Source organism: Agromyces sp. NSFZ, from assembly GCF_056156205.1.
The window spans coordinates 2,588,526-2,606,101 of record NZ_CM149585.1 but is presented as its reverse complement, the minus strand read 5'-3'; the positions used below and the strand labels follow the sequence as shown (position 1 = coordinate 2,606,101).

General features: G+C 72.3%; 16 protein-coding genes. 9 read left to right on the top strand and 7 right to left on the bottom strand.

Going from position 1 to position 17,576, the window contains the following annotated elements:
- Positions 1-29: 29 nt before the first annotated feature.
- The 6 genes from ACVFI9_RS12240 to nirB form a co-directional block, all read right to left on the bottom strand.
- Positions 30-1,637, bottom strand: a complete 1,608-nt coding sequence (locus ACVFI9_RS12240) for an FAD-dependent oxidoreductase (RefSeq protein ID WP_474762496.1) — start codon at positions 1,635-1,637, stop codon at positions 30-32.
- Entirely contained in the window at positions 1,634-3,799 is a 2,166-nt protein-coding gene (locus tag ACVFI9_RS12235) for a molybdopterin oxidoreductase family protein (protein WP_474762495.1), read from the bottom strand. Before ACVFI9_RS12235 ends, ACVFI9_RS12240 begins: the two co-directional genes overlap by 4 nt.
- Positions 3,800-3,809: 10 nt before the next feature.
- Positions 3,810-5,222, bottom strand: a complete 1,413-nt coding sequence (locus ACVFI9_RS12230; protein WP_474762494.1) for an MFS transporter — start codon at positions 5,220-5,222, stop codon at positions 3,810-3,812.
- 136 nt (positions 5,223-5,358) lie between these two features.
- A complete protein-coding gene (locus tag ACVFI9_RS12225) occupies positions 5,359-6,483 on the bottom strand; it encodes a uroporphyrinogen-III synthase (protein WP_474762493.1) in 1,125 nt (374 codons plus the stop codon).
- Positions 6,480-7,271 (bottom strand): uroporphyrinogen-III C-methyltransferase, encoded by a 792-nt coding sequence (gene cobA / locus ACVFI9_RS12220; protein ID WP_474762492.1) that lies wholly within the window; start codon positions 7,269-7,271, stop codon positions 6,480-6,482. Before cobA ends, ACVFI9_RS12225 begins: the two co-directional genes overlap by 4 nt.
- On the bottom strand, positions 7,268-9,883 hold the full coding sequence (gene nirB, locus ACVFI9_RS12215) for a nitrite reductase large subunit NirB (RefSeq protein ID WP_474762491.1): 2,616 nt from the start codon (positions 9,881-9,883) through the stop codon (positions 7,268-7,270). The genes cobA and nirB overlap by 4 nt, the downstream gene beginning before the upstream one ends.
- Positions 9,884-10,087: 204 nt before the next feature.
- Between nirB and nirD the strand changes: the two genes are divergently transcribed.
- Positions 10,088-10,438 carry a nitrite reductase small subunit NirD gene (nirD, locus tag ACVFI9_RS12210; protein ID WP_474762490.1) on the top strand — a complete coding sequence of 117 codons (351 nt, stop codon included), beginning with the start codon at positions 10,088-10,090 and terminating at the stop codon, positions 10,436-10,438.
- Between the two features lie 40 nt (positions 10,439-10,478).
- Here the strand turns inward: nirD and map are convergent, their stop codons facing one another.
- A complete protein-coding gene (map, locus tag ACVFI9_RS12205; protein WP_474766248.1) occupies positions 10,479-11,246 on the bottom strand; it encodes a type I methionyl aminopeptidase in 768 nt (255 codons plus the stop codon).
- Positions 11,247-11,332: 86 nt separating this feature from the next.
- Here map and ACVFI9_RS12200 point away from each other — a divergent pair, with 86 nt between their 5' ends.
- The 8 genes from ACVFI9_RS12200 to dprA all read left to right on the top strand — a co-directional run bounded on the left by ACVFI9_RS12200 (position 11,333) and on the right by dprA (position 17,572).
- A complete protein-coding gene (locus ACVFI9_RS12200) occupies positions 11,333-11,863 on the top strand; it encodes a hypothetical protein (RefSeq protein WP_474762489.1) in 531 nt (176 codons plus the stop codon).
- Positions 11,864-12,070: 207 nt separating this feature from the next.
- Complete coding sequence (rplS, locus tag ACVFI9_RS12195; RefSeq protein ID WP_136709401.1) at positions 12,071-12,418, top strand: 50S ribosomal protein L19; 348 nt, start codon at positions 12,071-12,073, stop codon at positions 12,416-12,418.
- A gap of 116 nt (positions 12,419-12,534) precedes the next feature.
- Positions 12,535-13,254 carry a signal peptidase I gene (lepB, locus tag ACVFI9_RS12190; RefSeq protein ID WP_474762488.1) on the top strand — a complete coding sequence of 240 codons (720 nt, stop codon included), beginning with the start codon at positions 12,535-12,537 and terminating at the stop codon, positions 13,252-13,254.
- Between the two features lie 4 nt (positions 13,255-13,258).
- A complete protein-coding gene (locus ACVFI9_RS12185) occupies positions 13,259-13,945 on the top strand; it encodes a ribonuclease HII (protein ID WP_474762487.1) in 687 nt (228 codons plus the stop codon).
- A 6-nt stretch (positions 13,946-13,951) separates the two neighbouring features.
- Positions 13,952-14,275: a DUF2469 family protein gene (locus ACVFI9_RS12180; protein WP_130352672.1), complete on the top strand. Its 324-nt coding sequence runs from the start codon at positions 13,952-13,954 to the stop codon at positions 14,273-14,275.
- Positions 14,276-14,400: 125 nt separating this feature from the next.
- Positions 14,401-14,757, top strand: coding sequence for a YraN family protein (locus tag ACVFI9_RS12175; protein ID WP_474762486.1), 357 nt, complete (start codon positions 14,401-14,403; stop codon positions 14,755-14,757).
- The gene (locus ACVFI9_RS12170; protein ID WP_474762485.1) at positions 14,757-16,298 is read left to right on the top strand and encodes a YifB family Mg chelatase-like AAA ATPase; all 1,542 of its coding nucleotides are present in this window, start codon (positions 14,757-14,759) and stop codon (positions 16,296-16,298) included. The genes ACVFI9_RS12175 and ACVFI9_RS12170 overlap by 1 nt, the downstream gene beginning before the upstream one ends.
- Positions 16,295-17,572 carry a DNA-processing protein DprA gene (gene dprA / locus ACVFI9_RS12165; protein WP_474762484.1) on the top strand — a complete coding sequence of 426 codons (1,278 nt, stop codon included), beginning with the start codon at positions 16,295-16,297 and terminating at the stop codon, positions 17,570-17,572. Before ACVFI9_RS12170 ends, dprA begins: the two co-directional genes overlap by 4 nt.
- The last annotated feature ends 4 nt before the right edge of the window (positions 17,573-17,576 follow it).

Here is a 17,576-nt window from a genome sequence, read left to right as displayed (position 1 = left end):
CGTGCCGCGGTACGGTGCGGCGGTACGCCTCAGGCCGTGAGGCTCGGCGTCCCATCGGCCTCGGCCGCCCGCGCCAGCACGTCGGCGATGCGGCCCTTGCAGCCGCCGCAGCCGGTGCCCGCTCGCGTGTCGCGGCCGATGCACTCGATGGTCGTGTTGCCGCCCGCGGCCGACTCCTCGATGCGGCCGACCGTGACGCCGTTGCACCAGCAGACCGTCGCCGACGGCGAGAACGCGTCGGCGCGCTCGCTCGGGTCGTCGTCGGGGCCGTCGAACCGCAGCAGGAGCGAGCGATCGGCGGGAAGTTCGCCACGTCGCTCGAAGAGCAGGGTCAGCTCGGCGGCCGTGCGCGGCATGCCGACGCTCACGAACCCAGTGAGCCGGCCGTCCTCGGTGACCATCTTCACGTACCGGAGGTGCTCGGGGTCCGCCCACTGCGAGACACGCCTCGCCGGCGCCACGACGTCGTCCGTGAACGGGTCGGCCGAGACGTCGCCCACCGCCACGACGTCGACGTGCTCGGCCTTGAGCATCACGATCGGATCCCGCTCGGGCGGCACCGAGGCATCCGTCGTCGTACCGGCCGGCTCCGCCGTGAACCGCGCGGCGAGCCAGGCGGCCTGGCGCCAGCCGGGCCCGATGAGCCCGGACGGCGCGCCGGGCAGCACGCGCTGCCCGACGAGCTCGTCGGTGCGCTCGACGACCTGCGCGCAGTCGCCGATCGCGTACACGTTCGGGTCGCTCCAGCTGCGCAGCCCCCGATCGACGACGACGCCGACCGCGGTGCGGAGGCCCGCGAGGGTGGCGAGCTCGTTGCGCGGACTCACCCCGCACGAGAGCACGAGGAGGTCGCCGCGCAACTGCTTGCCGTCGGCCGTGACGAGCACGTCGAATCGGCGGGCGCCCTCGTCGGTGCGGAAGCCGACGGCCTCGGCCCGGCTGTTCGCGACGACCGTGACGCCCGTGCGCCGCAGCGCCGCGCGCAGCACGTGGCCCGCGCCGCGGTCGAGGTTGCGTGGCATGGGATGCGGTCCGTGGTGCACGACGCACACCTGCACGCCCGCGTGCGCCGCGGCCAGGGCGAGCTCGAGCCCGAGCACGCCTGCGCCGAGCACGATGATGCGACGGCGCCCGCGCACCGCCTCGAGCACACGTTCGGCGTCGGCGAGGTCTCGGAGCGCCGTGACACCCTCGGGCAACGCGTCGTCGCGTGCCACCAGCCGGTCGCCGTACTTCTCGAGCGCGGCGAGGTCGCGTCGGTGCCGCTCGATGCCCTCGAGCGTCGGCACGTTCGCACGGGAACCGGTGGCCAGCACCAGGCGGTCGTACGGCACCTCCTCACCGGTGTTGAGGAGCACGGTGCGACGCTCCCGGTCGATCGCGACCGCTGCGACCCCGAGCAGGACGCGCGCGCCGGCGGCCTCGGCGGTGGCGCGGTCGCCGACGAGCATCGCCTCGCGCTCGGTGTTTCCCACGGCGTACTCGGCCACGAGCACGCGGTTGTAGGCTTCGACGTCCTCGCCGGCGACGACGGTCAGGGCGACGGCCCCCGACGCGACCGACGGCAGCAGTTCCTCGACGAAGCGTGCGCCGACTGGGCCGTAGCCGACGAGGACGATCCTGAGGGCAGCGCTCATACGAGGACTCCGGCTTCCACGAGGCGCCTGGCGCGCACGACGTTGGTCTTGAACTCGGGCATCGACGACAAGGGGTCCACGGCGTCGCTCGTGAGGAGGTTCGCGGCCTGCCGGTCGCCGTAGTGGAACGGGAGGAACACGGCGTCGGGCCGGATGTCGGCGGTCAGCCGCACCCGGCAGTGCACCGTGCCCCGAGCATTGGCGAGCTCGATGCGTTCGCCGTCGTCGATGCCGAGGCGCTCGGCCGTCGACGGATGCATCGACGCGACCGCCTCTGGCCGTGCCGCGTCGAGCTCGGGGACGCGTCGGGTCTGGGCTCCGCTCTGGTAGTGCTCGAGGATCCGTCCGGTGAGCAGCGTGAGCTCGCCGTCGCCGGGCGGGTCCTGGCGCGACCGTGACGACTCGCGCGCCGACACCGAGACGAGCCGTGCGCGGCCGTCGGGGTGGGCGAAGCGGTCGGCGAAGAGCCTGGGTGTTCCCGTGCTGCCTCGCGGATACGGCCAGTAGGCCGCCTCACCGCGGTCGAGCAGCGCGTAGTCGATGCCCGAGTAATCGGCGATCCCGCCCTCGGAGGCGAGGCGAAGCTCCTCGAAGACGGCCGCGGGGTCGGTGTCGAAGGCGGCGGTGCACTCGAGGCGCCGAGCGAGATCGGCGAGCACCCGCAGTTCGTCGCGGACTCCAGGGGGCGGGGCGATCGCGCGCCGGCGACGGATGACCCTGCCCTCGAGGTTCGTCATGGTGCCCTCCTCCTCGGCCCACTGGGTCACGGGCAGCACGACATCGGCCAGCGCAGCCGTCTCGGATGGGAGGAAGTCGCACACCACGAGGAGCTCGAGCCTCGAGAGACCCGCGCGCACGGCCGCGACGTTCGGCGACGACACGACGAGGTTCGAGCCGTGCACGAGCAGGGCCCGCACGCCGCCCGGCGTGCCGAGCGACTGCAGCAACTCGACGGCCGGGATGCCGGGACCCGGGATCTCGGCGGGCTCGACGCCCCAGACCCGGGCGACGTGCGCGCGGGCATCGGGGTCGGTGATCTTGCGGTAGCCGGGCAGCTGGTCGCATTTCTGGCCGTGCTCCCGGCCACCCTGGCCGTTGCCCTGGCCCGTCAGGGTGCCGTACCCGCTGCCGGGGCGCCCGGGCAGGCCGAGGAGCAGCGCGAGGTTGATGGCGGCGGTCGCGGTGTCGGTGCCGTCGACGTGCTGCTCCACGCCGCGGCCGGTGAGGATGAACGTGTTGCCGCCGGCGGCGAGCCGGCGGGCGAGGCGCCGCACGGTCGTCGCGGGCACGCCCGTGACCGACTGCACGCGCTCCGGCCACCACGATGCGACGCTCCGGCGCAGGGGATCGATCCCGATCGTGCGTTCGGCGACGTACTCGGCGTCGAGGAGCCGCTCGGCGATCACCACGTGCGCGAGGCCGAGGAGGAGTGCGAGGTCGGTGCCGGGCGCGGGCTGCACGTGCAGGCCGCGACCGTCGTCGGTGAGCCGCGCCGTCGGCGTGCGTCGCGGGTCGACGACCACGAGTCCGCCCGCGGCCTGTGCGCCCGTCAGGTGTCCGATGAACGGCGGCATCGTCTCGGCCACGTTGCTGCCGAGGAGGAGGATCGTCGACGCCCCGTCGAGATCCTCGAGCGGGAACGGCAGCCCACGGTCGACGCCGAACGCGCGGTTGCCGGCCGCGGCGGCCGACGACATGCAGTACCGCCCGTTGTAGTCGATGCGGCTCGTGCCGAGGGCGAGCCGGGCGAACTTGCCGAGCAGGTACGCCTTCTCGTTCGTGAGCCCCCCGCCGCCGAAGACGCCGACGGCGTCGGCACCGTGCTGCGAGCGGATGCCGCGGAGCCGGGCCGCGACGAGGTCGAGCGCGTCGTCCCAGCTCGTCTCGTGCAACACGCCGTCGGCGCCACGCACCAGGGGAGCGGTCAGCCGCGACGGCGCGCGGAGCAGCTCCGCCGACGTCCAGCCCTTCTTGCACAGTCCGCCGCGGTTGGTCGGGAAGTCGCGACCGCCGACCGAGACCGGAGCGGTCGAGGCATCCGGAGTCCCTTCGACGAGCTCGGGGACCGGGACCGGCTCAGGGATCGGGAGCGCCGTCGGCGTCAGCGTCATGGCGCACTGGAGGGCGCAGTACGGGCAGTGCGTTTCGCTGACGGCGCTCACTCCCGGCTCCTCAGATCCGCGTGCCGGCGCGGCGGGCGCCGAAGACGTAGACGACGGCCGTGAGCACGAGCATCCCGGCGTACGCCCAGACGAACCAGCCGAGGCCAGTCGTGTAGTCGCCGAACGTGGTCTTCGAGAGTCCGAGCAGCTGCGGGATCGCGAAGCCGCCGTACGCGCCGATCGCCGAGATGATGCCGAGGGCGGCGGCGGCCTTGCGTTGCGAGCTGATGTCACCGGCGGTGCGGTGCGCATCGGTCGCCCCGGCCTTGAGGGCGAAGACGGTCGGGATCATCCGGTAGGTCGAGCCGTTGCCCACGCCGGAGGCCGTGAAGAGCAGCAGGAACAGGCCGAGGAAGATCCAGAAGTCGCCCATCGGGAGCGTCCAGATGACCGCGAGCGCGCCGATCGCCATGACCGCGAACGAGGCGATCGTGATCGCCGCACCCCCGAAGCGGTCGGCGAGCCTCCCGCCGAACGGCCGCGCCAGGGAGCCGACGAGCGCACCCATGAACGCGAGCGAGATCGAGGCGGAGCCCACCGCGAACGTGGAGAAGTCGGGGAACTGGTCGGCGATGAGCTTCGGGAACACCCCTGCGAACCCGATGAACGAGCCGAAGGTGCCGATGTAGAGCACGGCGAGCACCCAGAGGTGCGGCTCGCGCAGTGCCGCGAGGGATGCCGCGACATCCGCCTTCGCGCTCGAGAGGTTGTCCATGTACCGGTACGCGCCGAACATCGCGAGCAGGATGAACGGGATCCAGACCCAGCCCGCGAGCGGGAGGTTCAGGGTCGCCGCCGCGCCGACCGTGATCACGATGGGCACCACGAACTGCGCCACCGAGGCACCGAGATTGCCGCCGGCCGCGTTGAGGCCGAGCGCCCAGCCCTTCTCCCGCTGCGGATAGAAGAACGTGATGTTCGCCATCGAGCTCGCGAAGTTGCCGCCGCCGAAGCCGGCGAGGGCCGCGATCGCGAGCATCACCGGGAACGGCGTCTCGGGGTTCGAGACCACGATGCCGAGGCCGGTCGCGGGGATGAGGAGCAGCCCCGCCGAGACGATCGTCCAGTTCCGGCCGCCGAACCGCGGCACCATGAAGGTGTACGGGATGCGGAGCGTGGCACCGACGAGCGCCGGGATCGAGATGAGCCAGAACACCTGGCCCGTGTCGAAGGCGAAGCCGGCGGCCGGCAGCGAGACGACGACGATCGACCAGAGCTGCCAGACGACGAAGCCGAGGAACTCGGCGAAGATCGACCAGCGCAGGTTCCTGCGTGCGATGGCGCGGCCCTGGCCCTCCCACTGCACGTGGTCTTCGGGATTCCAGTGGTCGATCCAGCGTCCGGGCCTCGTGGCGAGGGCCGGCGCCGGCTCGACGGTGATGGGGGCGAGGTGCGGGGGAGCGGTGCTCGTCGTGTCGGTCATCGTTGCCTCCGGGGTCGGTCGCGGGTGGAGCTCGTGCAGGCGACGCTATGCGGCCGGTGTTTCCGCGGATCGTGCCGGTCGTAAACCCTGCGTCTCCACCTGCTCACCCGTCACGATGCGTCGTGTGAGGTCGAGATCAGACATCGATCCGGTAGCCGCGCTTCACGACCGTGGCGATGAGCCCGGGCACGCCGAGCGTCTGCCGCAGACGGCTCAGCGCCACCTCGAGGGCGTGCTGGTCGTTCGTGCCGGGGAGCGAGGCGGCGAGCCGGTCGCGGCCGACCACCGACCCCCGCGCCTGCACGAGCGTGCGCAGGATCGTGAGGGCCACTGGTGCCAGCGCGACCCGCCGGTCGTCGACGTCGACCACCGAACCGCGCAGGGCGAGCGGGCCATGCCGGGTGTCGAGGCGGATGATCCGCGTCGACTCGAGGTGCTCGCACACCAGGCGGATGAGCGCGCCCATGCGGTACCGCTCCGGCTGGATCGGCTCGATGCCGGCCGCGAGGAGCGGGGCCGCCGTCACGGGGCCCACGGCCGCTGCGACCACCTGGCCGCACATGGCGTCGACGAGGTCGTCGTAGCGCCCCCGCGCCTCGGCCGCGCTGAACAGCGCGTGCACGGCGGGGGCGCTCGTGAACGTGACGGCGTCGAGGCCGCCGGAGCATGCGGCGTCGATGAGCCGGTCGACCCGGTCGTCGTCGGTCTCGATCCAGCGGTACGGTTCGACCGTGAGCACCCTGGCGTGCGCCTCGTGCAGCCGGTCGAGCTGCCACGGGTTCAGGAAGCCGTGCAGCTGCACGGCCACGGTGAGGCCGGGCGGGTAGCTCGCGAGCACCTCGTCGATGAGCGACTCGGTCGTCTCCTCGGCGCTCATGCCGACGTCGGTGAGGCCGGCCGCGCGGATGCCTCCGCGGGCCTTCGGCCCGCGCACGAGGATCGCGGTGTCGGCGAGCGCGTCGACGAGGTCCTCGCCGAGCCCCGCGGCATCCGCCACCTCGAACCACCGGCGGACGCCGTAGGCGGTCGTCGCGAGGAGCACGTCGGGACGTGCCTCGATGATGGCGCGGGTGTCGGCGATCACCGGGTCGTCGGAGACGGCGTTCGCCATGCGCAGCGTGGGTGCGTGCAGCACCTGGGCGCCCCGTCGGGCGAGCGCGTCGATGAGGTCGGCGGAGCGCCGGTCGCTCGTGACCCCGATGCGGAAGCCCTCGAGCTGGTCGGGGCGGAAGCCGGGCGGGCACTCGAGCACGTCGGTCACGTGGTCACCGCCGCGAATCCGGCGGCGCGCGCCATGAGGTCGGCGGCGCTCGCGTCACCGTCGTGGGCGAGTCGCACGACCTCGCCGACCACCACGACGGCGGGCGAGGAGACGCGGGCGCGGCCGGCGACGACGACGATGCCGGCGAGGTCGCCGACCGTCGTGCGCTGGCCCGCGCTGAAGCCGCGCTCGACGATCGCGACCGGCATGTGGGCGCGCATGCCGTGGCGGGCGAGTCCCGCCGTGAGCTGCGGGAGCGAGTTCACGCCCATGAGCACGACGATGGTGCCGCCGAGTCCGGCGAGGTGCGCGAGCTCGTCCTCGGTGAGCGGTGCGTGGCCCGAGACGACCGTGAACAGGTGGCTGACACCCCGATGCGTGAGCGGGATGCCGGCGGCGCCAGGCACGGCCACCGCGCTCGTGACGCCGGGGATCACCTCGACCGGCACGCCCGCGGCGTGGCAGGCGAGCACCTCCTCGCTGCCTCGGCCGAGCACGTACGGGTCGCCGCCCTTCAGGCGCACGACGTGCCGCCCGGCGAGGGCGTGCTCGACGAGGAGCGCCTCGATCTCCGACTGCGGCACCGCGTGGTGGCCGGGGCGCTTGCCCACGTCGACGAGTTCGGCGCCGGGCGCGAGCTCGGCCAGCCGGTCGTGCGGGGCGAGGCGGTCGTAGAGCACCACGTCGGCCTCGGCGAGCGCACGCACGGCGGCGACCGTCAGGAGGTCCTCGCGGCCCGGGCCGCCGCCCACGAGTGCGACCCGGCCCCGGTTCGCCCGGCCCGTCATGCGTCGGCTCCCCGCACGGGGATCGACGGGCCGGCGACGAGCACCGCCTCGCCGCGTGCGCGTTCCTCGGGGGTCGCCGGCCGGAACTGCCCGCGTCGGTCGGGCACTCGCGCGATCGACGGGTCGGGCGCGTTCGGGGCGTTCACGAACGATCGGAAGCGGCGCAGTCGCTCGGGGTCGGCGAGGGTCGCCGTCCACTCGTCCTCGTAGGTGTCGACGTGCCGGGCCACGGCCTGCTCGAGCTCCTCGGCGAGGCCGAGCGAGTCGTGCACGACGACGTCGCGCACGTGGTCGAGGCCGCCCTCGAGATCCTCCATCCAGCGCGCGGTGCGCTGCAGGCGGTCGGCCGTGCGGATGTAGTACATGAGGTAGCGGTCGATGTAGCGGAGCAGGGTCTCGTCGTCGAGGTCGCTCGCGAGGAGTTGGGCGTGCGCCGGCTGGAAGCCGCCGTTGCCGCCGACGTAGAGGTTCCAGCCCTGCTCGGTCGCAATGACGCCGACGTCCTTGCCGCGGGCCTCGGCGCACTCGCGCGCGCACCCCGAGACGCCGAACTTCAGCTTGTGCGGCGAACGCAGGCCCCGGTAGCGCAGCTCGAGCTGCACGGCCATCGCGACCGAGTCCTGCACGCCGTACCGGCACCACGTGGAGCCGACGCAGCTCTTCACGTTGCGGAGGGCCTTGCCGTACGCCTGCCCCGACTCGAAGCCGGCCTCGACGAGCCGCCGCCAGATCTCGGGGAGCTGGTCGAGGCGGGCGCCGAACAGGTCGATGCGCTGGCCGCCCGTGATCTTCGTGTACAGGCCGAAGTCGGTGGCGACCTCGGCGATCACCGCCAGCTTCTGCGGCGTGATCTCGCCCGCCGGGATGCGCGGGACGACCGAGTAGGTGCCGTCCTTCTGCATGTTCGCCATGGCCCGGTCGTTGGTGTCCTGCAGGCCGCCGCGGCCGCCGTCGAGGATGTAGGAGCCCTGCTGGGTCGCGAGGATCGACCCGATGACGGGCTTGCACACGTCGCAGCCGCGACCCGTGCCGAGGCGGGCGATGATGTCGTCGAAGGAGGTCAGCTCGAGCACGCGGATCGACTCGAACAGCTCCTGCCGGGAGATGGCGAAGTGCTCGCAGAGGGCCCGCGACGGCGTGACGCCCGCCTTCTTCAGCTCGGACTCGAGCAGCTTCTTCACGAGCGGCACACAGGAGCCGCACTGGGTGCCGGCGCGCGTGCACGCCTTCACCGCGCCGAGTTCGGTGCAGCCCTCGTCGTGCGCACCGTGCGGGCCGTTCACGGCGTCGCGGATCGTGCCGGCCGCCACGTTGTTGCACGCGCAGACGAGTGCCGCCGCGGGCAGCTCGTCCCCAGCGGGTGCCTCCATGCCCGACGCCGACAGGTAGGCGGCGGGCTCGGCCGAGAGCTGCGTGCCGAGGAGCGGTCGCAGCGACGCATACGGCGACGCGTCGCCCACGAAGATGCCGCCGAGCAGCGTCGTCGCGTCGTCGGTGACGACGAGCTTCTGGTAGAGGCCGCGCGCCGGGTCGGCGTACACGATCTCGAGCGCCTGCTCGGTGCGCGCGAGCGCGTCGCCGAAGCTCGCCACGTCGACGCCCGAGAGCTTGAGCTTCGTCGCGTCGTCGACGGTGGTGAACTCCGCCGCACCGCCGAGCAGGCGGTCGGCGACGACCTCGGCCATCGCATTGGCCGGCGCGACGAGACCCGTGCAGCGGCCCTCGAAGCTCGCGACCTCGCCGATGGCCCAGATGTGCGGGGCGGATGCCGCGCACGACGTGTCGATGGCGACGCCGCCGCGCGGGCCGAGCTCGAGCCCGAGGTCGCGCGCGAGCTCGTCGCGTGGTGAGATCCCGATCGCGAAGACGATGAGATCGCAGGCGATGAGGCGGCCGTTCGTGAGCTGGACGGCCACGACGGCGTCGTCCTCCACGACGACCTCGGCCGGACGGGTGCCGAGGTGCAGGCCGATGCCCTGCCCTGCGATGATGCGGCCGAGCGCGCGACCCGCGCCCTCGTCGAGCTGTGCCGACATGAGCCAGCCGCCCGAGTGCACCACGGCGGTGTGCGCGCCGAGCTTCGCGAGCCCGCCGGCGGCCTCGAGACCGAGGAGCCCGCCGCCCGCGACCACGACCTGCGCCGGCCGGCCGAGGCGCGTCGCCAGTGCGCGGGTCTCGGCGACGAGCGCATCGACGTCGTCGATGGTGCGGTAGACGCGGGCGTGCTCGCGGCCCGGGATGTCCGGCACCGGGGCACTCGACCCCGTGGCGAGCACGAGCTCGTCCCAGTGCAGCGCGCGGCCGGTCGAGGTCGTCGCGGTGCGGGCGTCCCGGTCGATGCCGACGACGCGCTCGCCCGTGAGGAGCCGGATGTGCCCGTCGGCCCACATCGAGGAGGGCTGCAGGGTGAGGTCGGCCGCGCCATCCGCGAGCCTCGTGCTGAGGGCGACCCGGTCGTAGGGTTCGTGCACCTCCTCGCCGACGACGGTGACCCGCAGGCTCCGTCCGGTGTCGCGGGCGTGCAGGCTGTCGGCGAGTCGATGCGCCGCGGGCCCGCCGCCGACGATGACGACGTCGCGCACGCGGGTCGCGGCGTGGTGGATCTCGGTCATGGCTGCCTCCGGGGGCTCGGTTGGAGGCGAGCGTAGGACCGGGCGGTTTCGGCGCTGTTACGACGACGTAACCTCGTGCTCCCTCGACCGCACGGCAGCGGTCCGGCGATGTGAGCACGGTTTCACCTCGGTGAAACACGGGACCGCCGGCCGCGGTAACAGACCGCCCGTAGCGTCGCAGCCACGACGACGAGAGGAGCCGGGATGACGCCGACGATGGAGCTGACGACCACCTGGGAACGCACGTGCCGACTCGACGACCTCGAACCCGGATGGGGCGAGGCCGCCCTGCTCGGCGACCGCCAGGTCGCGATCGTGCGGCTCGGCGACGAGGAGGTGTACGCCGTCGACCATCACGACCCGCACACGGGCGCGCCCGTCATGGCGCGGGGCATCGTCGGCTCGCGCGGCGACCGGCCCACGATCGCCTCGCCGCTGCACAAGGAGGTCTACGACCTCGGCACGGGCGAGTGCTTCAGCGATGCGTCGCTCGCCCTGCGCACGTATCGCACGCGCGTGGTCGGCGGCATGATCGAGGTCGAGCTCGACGGATGACCCGGGCGGGTCGGCCGATCCCGGCGCGCCCGCGCCGCGCTCAGCCGCGCTGCGTGAGCACGATCGGATCGCCGTCGGTGACGGCGATCGTGTGCTCGGAGTGCGCGCCGCGCGACCCGTCGGCGCTGCGCAGCGTCCACCCGTCGGGGTCGGTGAAGATGCGGTCGGTGGTCTCGAGGAACCACGGCTCGATCGCGACGACGAGCCCGGGCTTCAACGGGAGCCCGCGACCCGGGCGGCCGTTGTTCGGGATGTGCGGGTCGCCGTGCATCGTGCGGCCCACGCCGTGCCCGCCGAAGTCCGTGTTGATCGAGTAGCCCTCGGCCTTCGCGACATCCGCGATCGCCCTGGAGATGTCGCCGATGCGGTTGCCCGGACGAGCCGCGGCGATGCCGGCCTGGAGGGCGCGCTCGGTGGTGGCGATGAGGCGCAGGTCCTCGGGGCGCGGCGTGCCGACGACCACCGTGATCGCCGAGTCGGCGACCCAGCCGTTCACCGACGCCGCGAAGTCGAGGTTCAGCAGGTCGCCGTCGCGGAGCCGGTAGTCGTGGGGGAGCCCGTGCAGCACGGCGTCGTTCACCGACGTGCAGATGACCTTGCCGAAGGGGCTCGCGCCGAACGACGGGTGGTAGTCGATGTAGCAGCTCTCCGCGCCGGCCTTGCGGATCATCTCGTGCGCGAGCTCGTCGAGCTCGAGCAGGTTCACGCCGACGGCCGCGGCCTTCGACGTCGCCTCCAGCACGCTCGCCACGAATCGGCCGGCGGGCCGCATCTCCTCGATCTCGGCAGGGGTCCTCAGTTCGATCACGCTCATCCTCTCCGCCTCCATTCTGTCGGCTCCGCCCTGAGTGAACACCCGGCCCGCACGAAGCGTGCCCGGGTTACGCTGTGGCCATGCTCATCCGGCGCGGATTCCTGTGGTGGCTGATGGCCGCAGCCGTCGTGCTGCCGATCTGGCTCGGCGTCGGCTGGATCGCCTTCGGGCAGGGCGGATGGGGCACGCTGGGCCTGCTCGTCACGGTGCCCATCGCGTTCATCACCCTCGGTGCCATCGCCCTGCTCGTCCGCATCCGGCCCACCGTGCGCGCCGAGCGCGCGGCCTCGTGGATCGACGTCGGCGTCGTCGGCGCGCTGCACGCCGCCGTCATCGGCATCGGCTTCTACCGCGAGACCGGCGCGTTCTTCGGCGTCATGGCCATCCTCCTCGCGATGGCGGCGTTCTGGGTCTCGGTGTGGCAGCTCGTCACCGACGGCGCGAAGCGCATGCAGGCCACCATGGTCGAGTTCGAGCGGCTCGCCGCACAGCAGAACGGCCAGGGCAGCGGGCCGGATGCCTCGTCCCGCCCGTTCATCCGCCGCGATGAGGAGATCATCGTCATCGAGGAGCGCACGCAGCGCACGGAGCGCGCCGACCGCGAGGAGTGACCGCGGGCGTCGCGACGGGGCATCCCTCGGCCCGAACCCTCGACGCTTTGGTGCGCCGGGCCGCGGCATGGCACAATAGACGATTGTGCCGCCGCATGGCTCTGCCTCCGGGGAGCACGCACAGCGCGAGTGATCGCGCAGGCGGCACCAGACACTTCCATCAATGATCCGCGTTCGACCGGTGGCGGGCGCAGAGAGCGAACCATCATGCACATCCTCGACCACGTCGACGCCGCGAGCCTGAGGTCGGACATCCCCGACTTCCGCCCCGGCGACACCGTCAAGGTGCACGTCAACATCGTCGAAGGCACGCGCTCGCGCATCCAGGTCTTCCAGGGCGTCGTCATCGGCCGCTCGGGCGAGGGCGTGCGCGAGACCTTCACGGTCCGCAAGGTCAGCTTCCAAGTCGGCGTCGAGCGCAAGTTCCCGGTGCACTCGCCGGTCATCGACCACATCGAGGTCGTCACCCGCGGTGACGTCCGTCGCGCGAAGCTCTACTACCTGCGCAAGCTCCGCGGCAAGAAGGCGAAGATCAAGGAGAAGCGCGAGAGCTGATCCGCCGACCTCCGCCCGCGCGTCGCGAGCGGCACGTCATCGTCACGAGCTCCTCACCCGTACACTGGGTGGGGAGCTCGGGCGGTTAAATGACAGAAGAATCAAGCACCACGCGGATGGATCGCGCGGGCTCGGCGTCGGCACGCCGGAAGAAGGGCACGCTGCTCTTCCTCAGGGACCTGCTCGTCATCTTCATGGTGGCGGTGCTGGTCTCGTTCCTCATCAAGACCTTCCTCATCAGGTCGTTCTTCATCCCATCGCAGTCGATGGAGCAGACGCTCGTGCAGGATGACCGCATCATCGTGAACCAGCTGGTGCCCGAGGTCACCCCGGTCTCACGAGGAGACGTCGTCGTCTTCAAGGATCCCGGCGGATGGCTCCCTGCCCGCGCCGAGACCGAGCAGCCGCCGCTCATCGCCGCGGTCGACTGGTTCCTCGCGTTCGTGGGTCTGTCGGCGCCGGATTCGAACGACCACCTCGTGAAGCGCGTGATCGGGCTGCCGGGCGACCACGTGGTGTGCTGCAACGCGCTCGGACAGCTGAGCGTCAACGGCGTGCCGCTCGACGAGCCGTACGTGGCGCTTCCGCCAGGCGAGACCAAGGTCTCCCGCGACGACTTCGACGAGGTCGTGCCGGAGGACGCGCTCTGGGTCATGGGCGACAACCGGTACAACTCCAAGGACTCCCGGTACAACGGCTCGACACCGCTCGAGGGCTTCGTGCCCATGGAGAACGTGGTCGGCCGGGCCTTCGTGGTGAGCTGGCCGATCGACCACTGGACGTGGCTCGGCAACTACCCCGAGACGTTCGCCGGGGTCGACGAGGGAACGGGCTGAACCGGTGACCCCGCCCGTCCCGATTCCCTCGTTGAAGCTCGAGCGCGAGTTGTTCGGCTCGGGGGCGTCCATGGTGCTCGCCTGTGACGAAGTGGGTCGCGGCGCGCTCGCCGGCCCGGTCAGCGTGGGCATCGTGCTCATCGATCCGGCCGTGCGTCGCATGCCGGCCGGGCTGCGCGACTCGAAGCTCATGCCCGAGCCGAGGCGCGAGGCGATGGCGCCTCGCGCGGCCTCCTGGGTCAGCGCCTGGGCCGTGGGCGAGGCATCCGCCGCCGAGATCGACGAGCACGGCATCATGGCCTGCCTCGGCCTCGCGGGAGCCCGCGCATTCCAGGCCCTCACCGCCGCGGTCGAGGTCGCCGCCGACGCGCCGCTCCTCCTCGACGGCAACTACGACTGGCTGAGCGCCTCGATCGAGCGCCGCGTGCAGGTCACGACGCGCATCAAGGCCGACCGCGACTGCGCGTCGGTCGCGGCGGCATCGGTCATCGCCAAGGTGCACCGCGACGGCGGCATGCGCCGGGCCCACGAGGATTTCCCGGTCTACGGCTGGAACGAGAACAAGGGCTACTCCACCCCCGCCCACTTCGCCGCCCTCGACGAGCACGGTCCGAGCGCCCTGCATCGCGCCACCTGGCTGCACGAGCGTCCGGCCGAGGCGCCGACGCTCTTCGACCTCGGCGTAGGATGAGTTCCGATGGATGAGGACGAGTTCGAAGACTACGACCGCGAGGTCGAGCTGGCCCTGTACCGCGAGTACCGCGACATCGTGTCGCAGTTCCAATACGTGGTCGAGACCGAGCGTCGCTTCTACCTCGCGAACGAGGTGGAACTCGTGCGTCGCGACACCGAGCACGACTTCTACTTCGAGCTCAACATGAAGGACGTCTGGGTCTGGGACGTCTACCGCGCCGACCGGTTCGTGAAGTCCGTGCGCGTGCTCACCTTCAAGGACGTCAATGTCGAGGAGCTCGCGACGCGCGAGTTCGAGCTGCCCAAGGAGCTCGCGCTCGACGAGTGACGCGGGCATGCTCGCCCGCTGACTTCCCCGCGAGCCGACTGTTGACGGCCGATCCGTAGGGCTTCGCCGCATCTCGTCGTCCCGCGGCGCGGTGCACCGCCACGCTGTTCGCGGAGGTGGTGCGCATGACGCACAACGCGGAACTCGGTCGGCACGGCGAACAGCTCGCCGTCGACCACCTGATCGGTCGCGGCATGACGGTGCTCGACCGCAACTGGCGGTGCCGGCTCGGCGAGATCGACATCGTCGCGCAAGACGGTCGGGACACGGTCTTCATCGAGGTGAAGACGCGCACGTCGCATGACTACGGGCATCCGTTCGAGGCCATCACGCCGGTGAAGCTCGCACGCCTGCGGCGCCTCGCGATCGCGTGGTGCGAGGCCACCGAGGCGGCGGTCGCACGCATCCGGATCGACGCCGTGGCCGTGCTCGCGCCCACCGAGGCTCCCGCCCTCATCGAGCACCTCGAGGGGATCAGCTGATGCCGGTCGCCCGTACGCGCTCGGTCGCCCTGCTGGGGCTCACGGGCTCGATCGTGGAGGTCGAGGCCGACCTGTCCTCGCAGTTGCCGGGGTTCGTGATCATCGGCCTGCCCGACGCGGCGCTCGGCGAGGCGCGTGAGCGCGTCAGGTCCGCCGCGATGAACGCGGGATGCCCGCTGCCGCAGCGCAAGCTCACGGTGAACCTCTCGCCGGCGGCACTGCCCAAGCACGGCTCGGGATTCGACCTGGCCATCGCGCTCGCCTGCCTCGCGGCATCCGATGACGTCTCGGCGGAGTCGATCGACCGGGTCGTGCATCTCGGGGAGCTCGGTCTCGACGGTCGGCTTCGCCCGATCGATGGCATCCTGCCTGCCGTGCTCGCCGCGGTGCGGGCCGGACACGACACCGTCATGGTGCCAGAGGCGAACGCGGCCGAGGCGGCGCTCGTGCCGGGCGTCGAGGTGATCGGCGTCGCGTCACTCCTCGAGGCCGCCATCCGTCACGGCGGCCGGTTCGAGAAGCGGCCGGTGGATCCGGTGCCGGCGCTCGTGCGGGCCAACCCGGGTCAGGTCCCCGTCGGCGATCTCGCGGATGTCGCGGGCAACCACGAGGCCATCGATGCCCTGCTGACCGCCGCCGCCGGCGGACACCACCTCTTCCTGCTCGGGCCGCCTGGTGCGGGCAAGACGATGCTCGCGTCGCGGCTGCCCGGCATCCTGCCCGACCTCGACCCGGCCGCAGCCCTCGAGGTTGCGTCGATCAGGTCGCTCTCGGGCCTCCCGCTCGGCGGCGCCCTGTCGAATCGTCCGCCGTTCGAGGCGCCGCATCACACGGCCTCGGCGGCGGCGATGGTCGGCGGCGGGAGCAGGGTCATCCGACCGGGTGCGGCGGTGCGCGCGTCGCACGGCGTGCTGTTCCTCGACGAGGCCCCCGAGTTCGCCTCGTCGGTGCTCGACGTGCTGCGTCAGCCGCTCGAGTCCGGATCGATCGCCATCCACCGGGCGAACGCGGTCGCGTCGTTCCCGGCGCGGTTCCAGCTCGTGATCGCCGCGAACCCGTGCCCGTGCGGCAACGCCGGCGTGAAGGACTCCGCCTGCACGTGCACGCCCGTGATGCGGCGGCGCTACCTCGCCCGCATCTCGGGCCCGCTCCTCGACCGCATCGACCTGCAGATTCCGGTGCCCCGCATCACGGCGGCCGCTCTGCGGATGGCGAGCGAGCAGCCGGGGCTGACGAGCGCCGAGGCGCGGCGCAGGGTCGTCGAGGCGCGGGCGGTCGCGGGTGAGCGGCTCCATGGCACCCCGTGGCGCACGAACGCCGAGATGCCGGGTCCGTGGCTGCGAGGAGCCGGAAGGCTGCATCCCGGCGGTCGAGCCACGGCTGCGCTCGACTACGCCCTCGAACGCGGGGGTATCACCATGCGCGGCTACGACCGCGTACTGAAGACCGCGTGGACCCTCGCCGACCTCGACGGTGCACCCACGCCCGACGCCGCGCACGTCGGCCGCGCACTGCTCTTCCGGAAGGGGATCACGCAATGAACGCGATCGAGAAGACGGCCGAGCAGTGGCGCGCCGAGTTCGCCGCCGTACGAAGGCGACGACCGGCCCCCGGGACCCGGGCGATCGATGCATCCGGTGACCTCGAGCTCGATGCGGTCGCCAGAGCCGTGCTCGGCCACGTCGCGGAGCCCGGCGATGGGGTGCTCGGCCGCGCGATCGCGGCCATCGGGACGCCCCGCACCGCAGAGCTGCTCCTGCAGCGTGCGACGGCAGGAGTGCTCTCGGCTGCCGTCACCGAGGCCGACGGGCACCTCGACGAACGCGAGGCCGGCACCGGGCTCGATCGTTGGTTGCCACGTCTCGATCACGCGGCGTTCGCGCGGTCGTTGGCGCAGGCAGGTCGAGTCGGTGCGACCTTTCTCGTGCCGGATGACGCCGCGTGGCCGGCGCAACTCGACGAGCTGGGTCCGCACGCGCCGATCGGCCTCTGGGTGCGTGGCCGGCCCGACGCGCTGGCGGGCGACGGCCGCTCGATCGCGTTGGTCGGCGCTCGGGCCGCGACCGGCTACGGCGAACACGTCACGATGGAGGCATCCGCCGGGCTCGTCGATCGGGGCTTCACCATCGTGTCGGGCGGGGCGTACGGCATCGACGGCATGGCGCATCGCGCGGCGCTCGCGAGCCGCGGCACGACCGTGGCATTCCTCGCCGGCGGCGTCGACCGGTTCTACCCGCTCGGGCATGAGGCGCTGCTCACCCGCATCGCCGAGACCGGGGCCGTCGCCTCCGAACTCCCGTGCGGTGCGGCACCCACGAAATGGCGGTTCCTGCAGCGCAATCGGCTCATCGCGGCCGCCGCCGACGCGACGGTCGTGCTCGAGGCCGGGATGCGCTCGGGTTCGCTCAACACGGCGAGCCATGCCGCGACGCTGGGTCGCCCGCTCGGCGCGGTGCCGGGACCGGTGACCAGTCCGGCGTCCGCGGGTTGCCACCGGCTGCTGCGAGAGTTCGATGCCGTGTGCGTGGTCGATGCCGAGCAGATGGCGGAGCTCGCGGGCGGGGGAGCGCCCGTGCCCGCGCGCGGCGACGTGCGCTCGAGCGCTGCCGAACCGGCAGGTGCGGAGTCGGCCCTCGATCCCGACGCGCTCCGCGTCACCGATGCCCTGAGCACGAGGACTCCGCGCAGCATCGACGACGTGGCGCGGCGGTCGGGGATGTCGCCCCGTGAGGTCATGGCCTCGCTCGGGCCGCTCGAGCTCCACGGCGTCGCCGTGCGGCGCGCCGACGGCTGGTTGCGGCGGCGAACGAGGTGAGCGG

Coding starts and splice junctions, on each gene's coding strand:
- ACVFI9_RS12240 (WP_474762496.1), bottom strand. CDS start 1,637: ATGAGCGCTGCCCTCAGGATCGTCCTCGTCGGCTACGGCCCAGTCGGC.
- ACVFI9_RS12230 (WP_474762494.1), bottom strand. CDS start 5,222: ATGACCGACACGACGAGCACCGCTCCCCCGCACCTCGCCCCCATCACC.
- cobA (WP_474762492.1), bottom strand. CDS start 7,271: ATGACGGGCCGGGCGAACCGGGGCCGGGTCGCACTCGTGGGCGGCGGC.
- nirB (WP_474762491.1), bottom strand. CDS start 9,883: ATGACCGAGATCCACCACGCCGCGACCCGCGTGCGCGACGTCGTCATC.
- nirD (WP_474762490.1), top strand. CDS start 10,088: ATGACGCCGACGATGGAGCTGACGACCACCTGGGAACGCACGTGCCGA.
- ACVFI9_RS12200 (WP_474762489.1), top strand. CDS start 11,333: ATGCTCATCCGGCGCGGATTCCTGTGGTGGCTGATGGCCGCAGCCGTC.
- rplS (WP_136709401.1), top strand. CDS start 12,071: ATGCACATCCTCGACCACGTCGACGCCGCGAGCCTGAGGTCGGACATC.
- lepB (WP_474762488.1), top strand. CDS start 12,535: ATGGATCGCGCGGGCTCGGCGTCGGCACGCCGGAAGAAGGGCACGCTG.
- ACVFI9_RS12180 (WP_130352672.1), top strand. CDS start 13,952: ATGGATGAGGACGAGTTCGAAGACTACGACCGCGAGGTCGAGCTGGCC.
- ACVFI9_RS12175 (WP_474762486.1), top strand. CDS start 14,401: ATGACGCACAACGCGGAACTCGGTCGGCACGGCGAACAGCTCGCCGTC.
- ACVFI9_RS12170 (WP_474762485.1), top strand. CDS start 14,757: ATGCCGGTCGCCCGTACGCGCTCGGTCGCCCTGCTGGGGCTCACGGGC.
- dprA (WP_474762484.1), top strand. CDS start 16,295: ATGAACGCGATCGAGAAGACGGCCGAGCAGTGGCGCGCCGAGTTCGCC.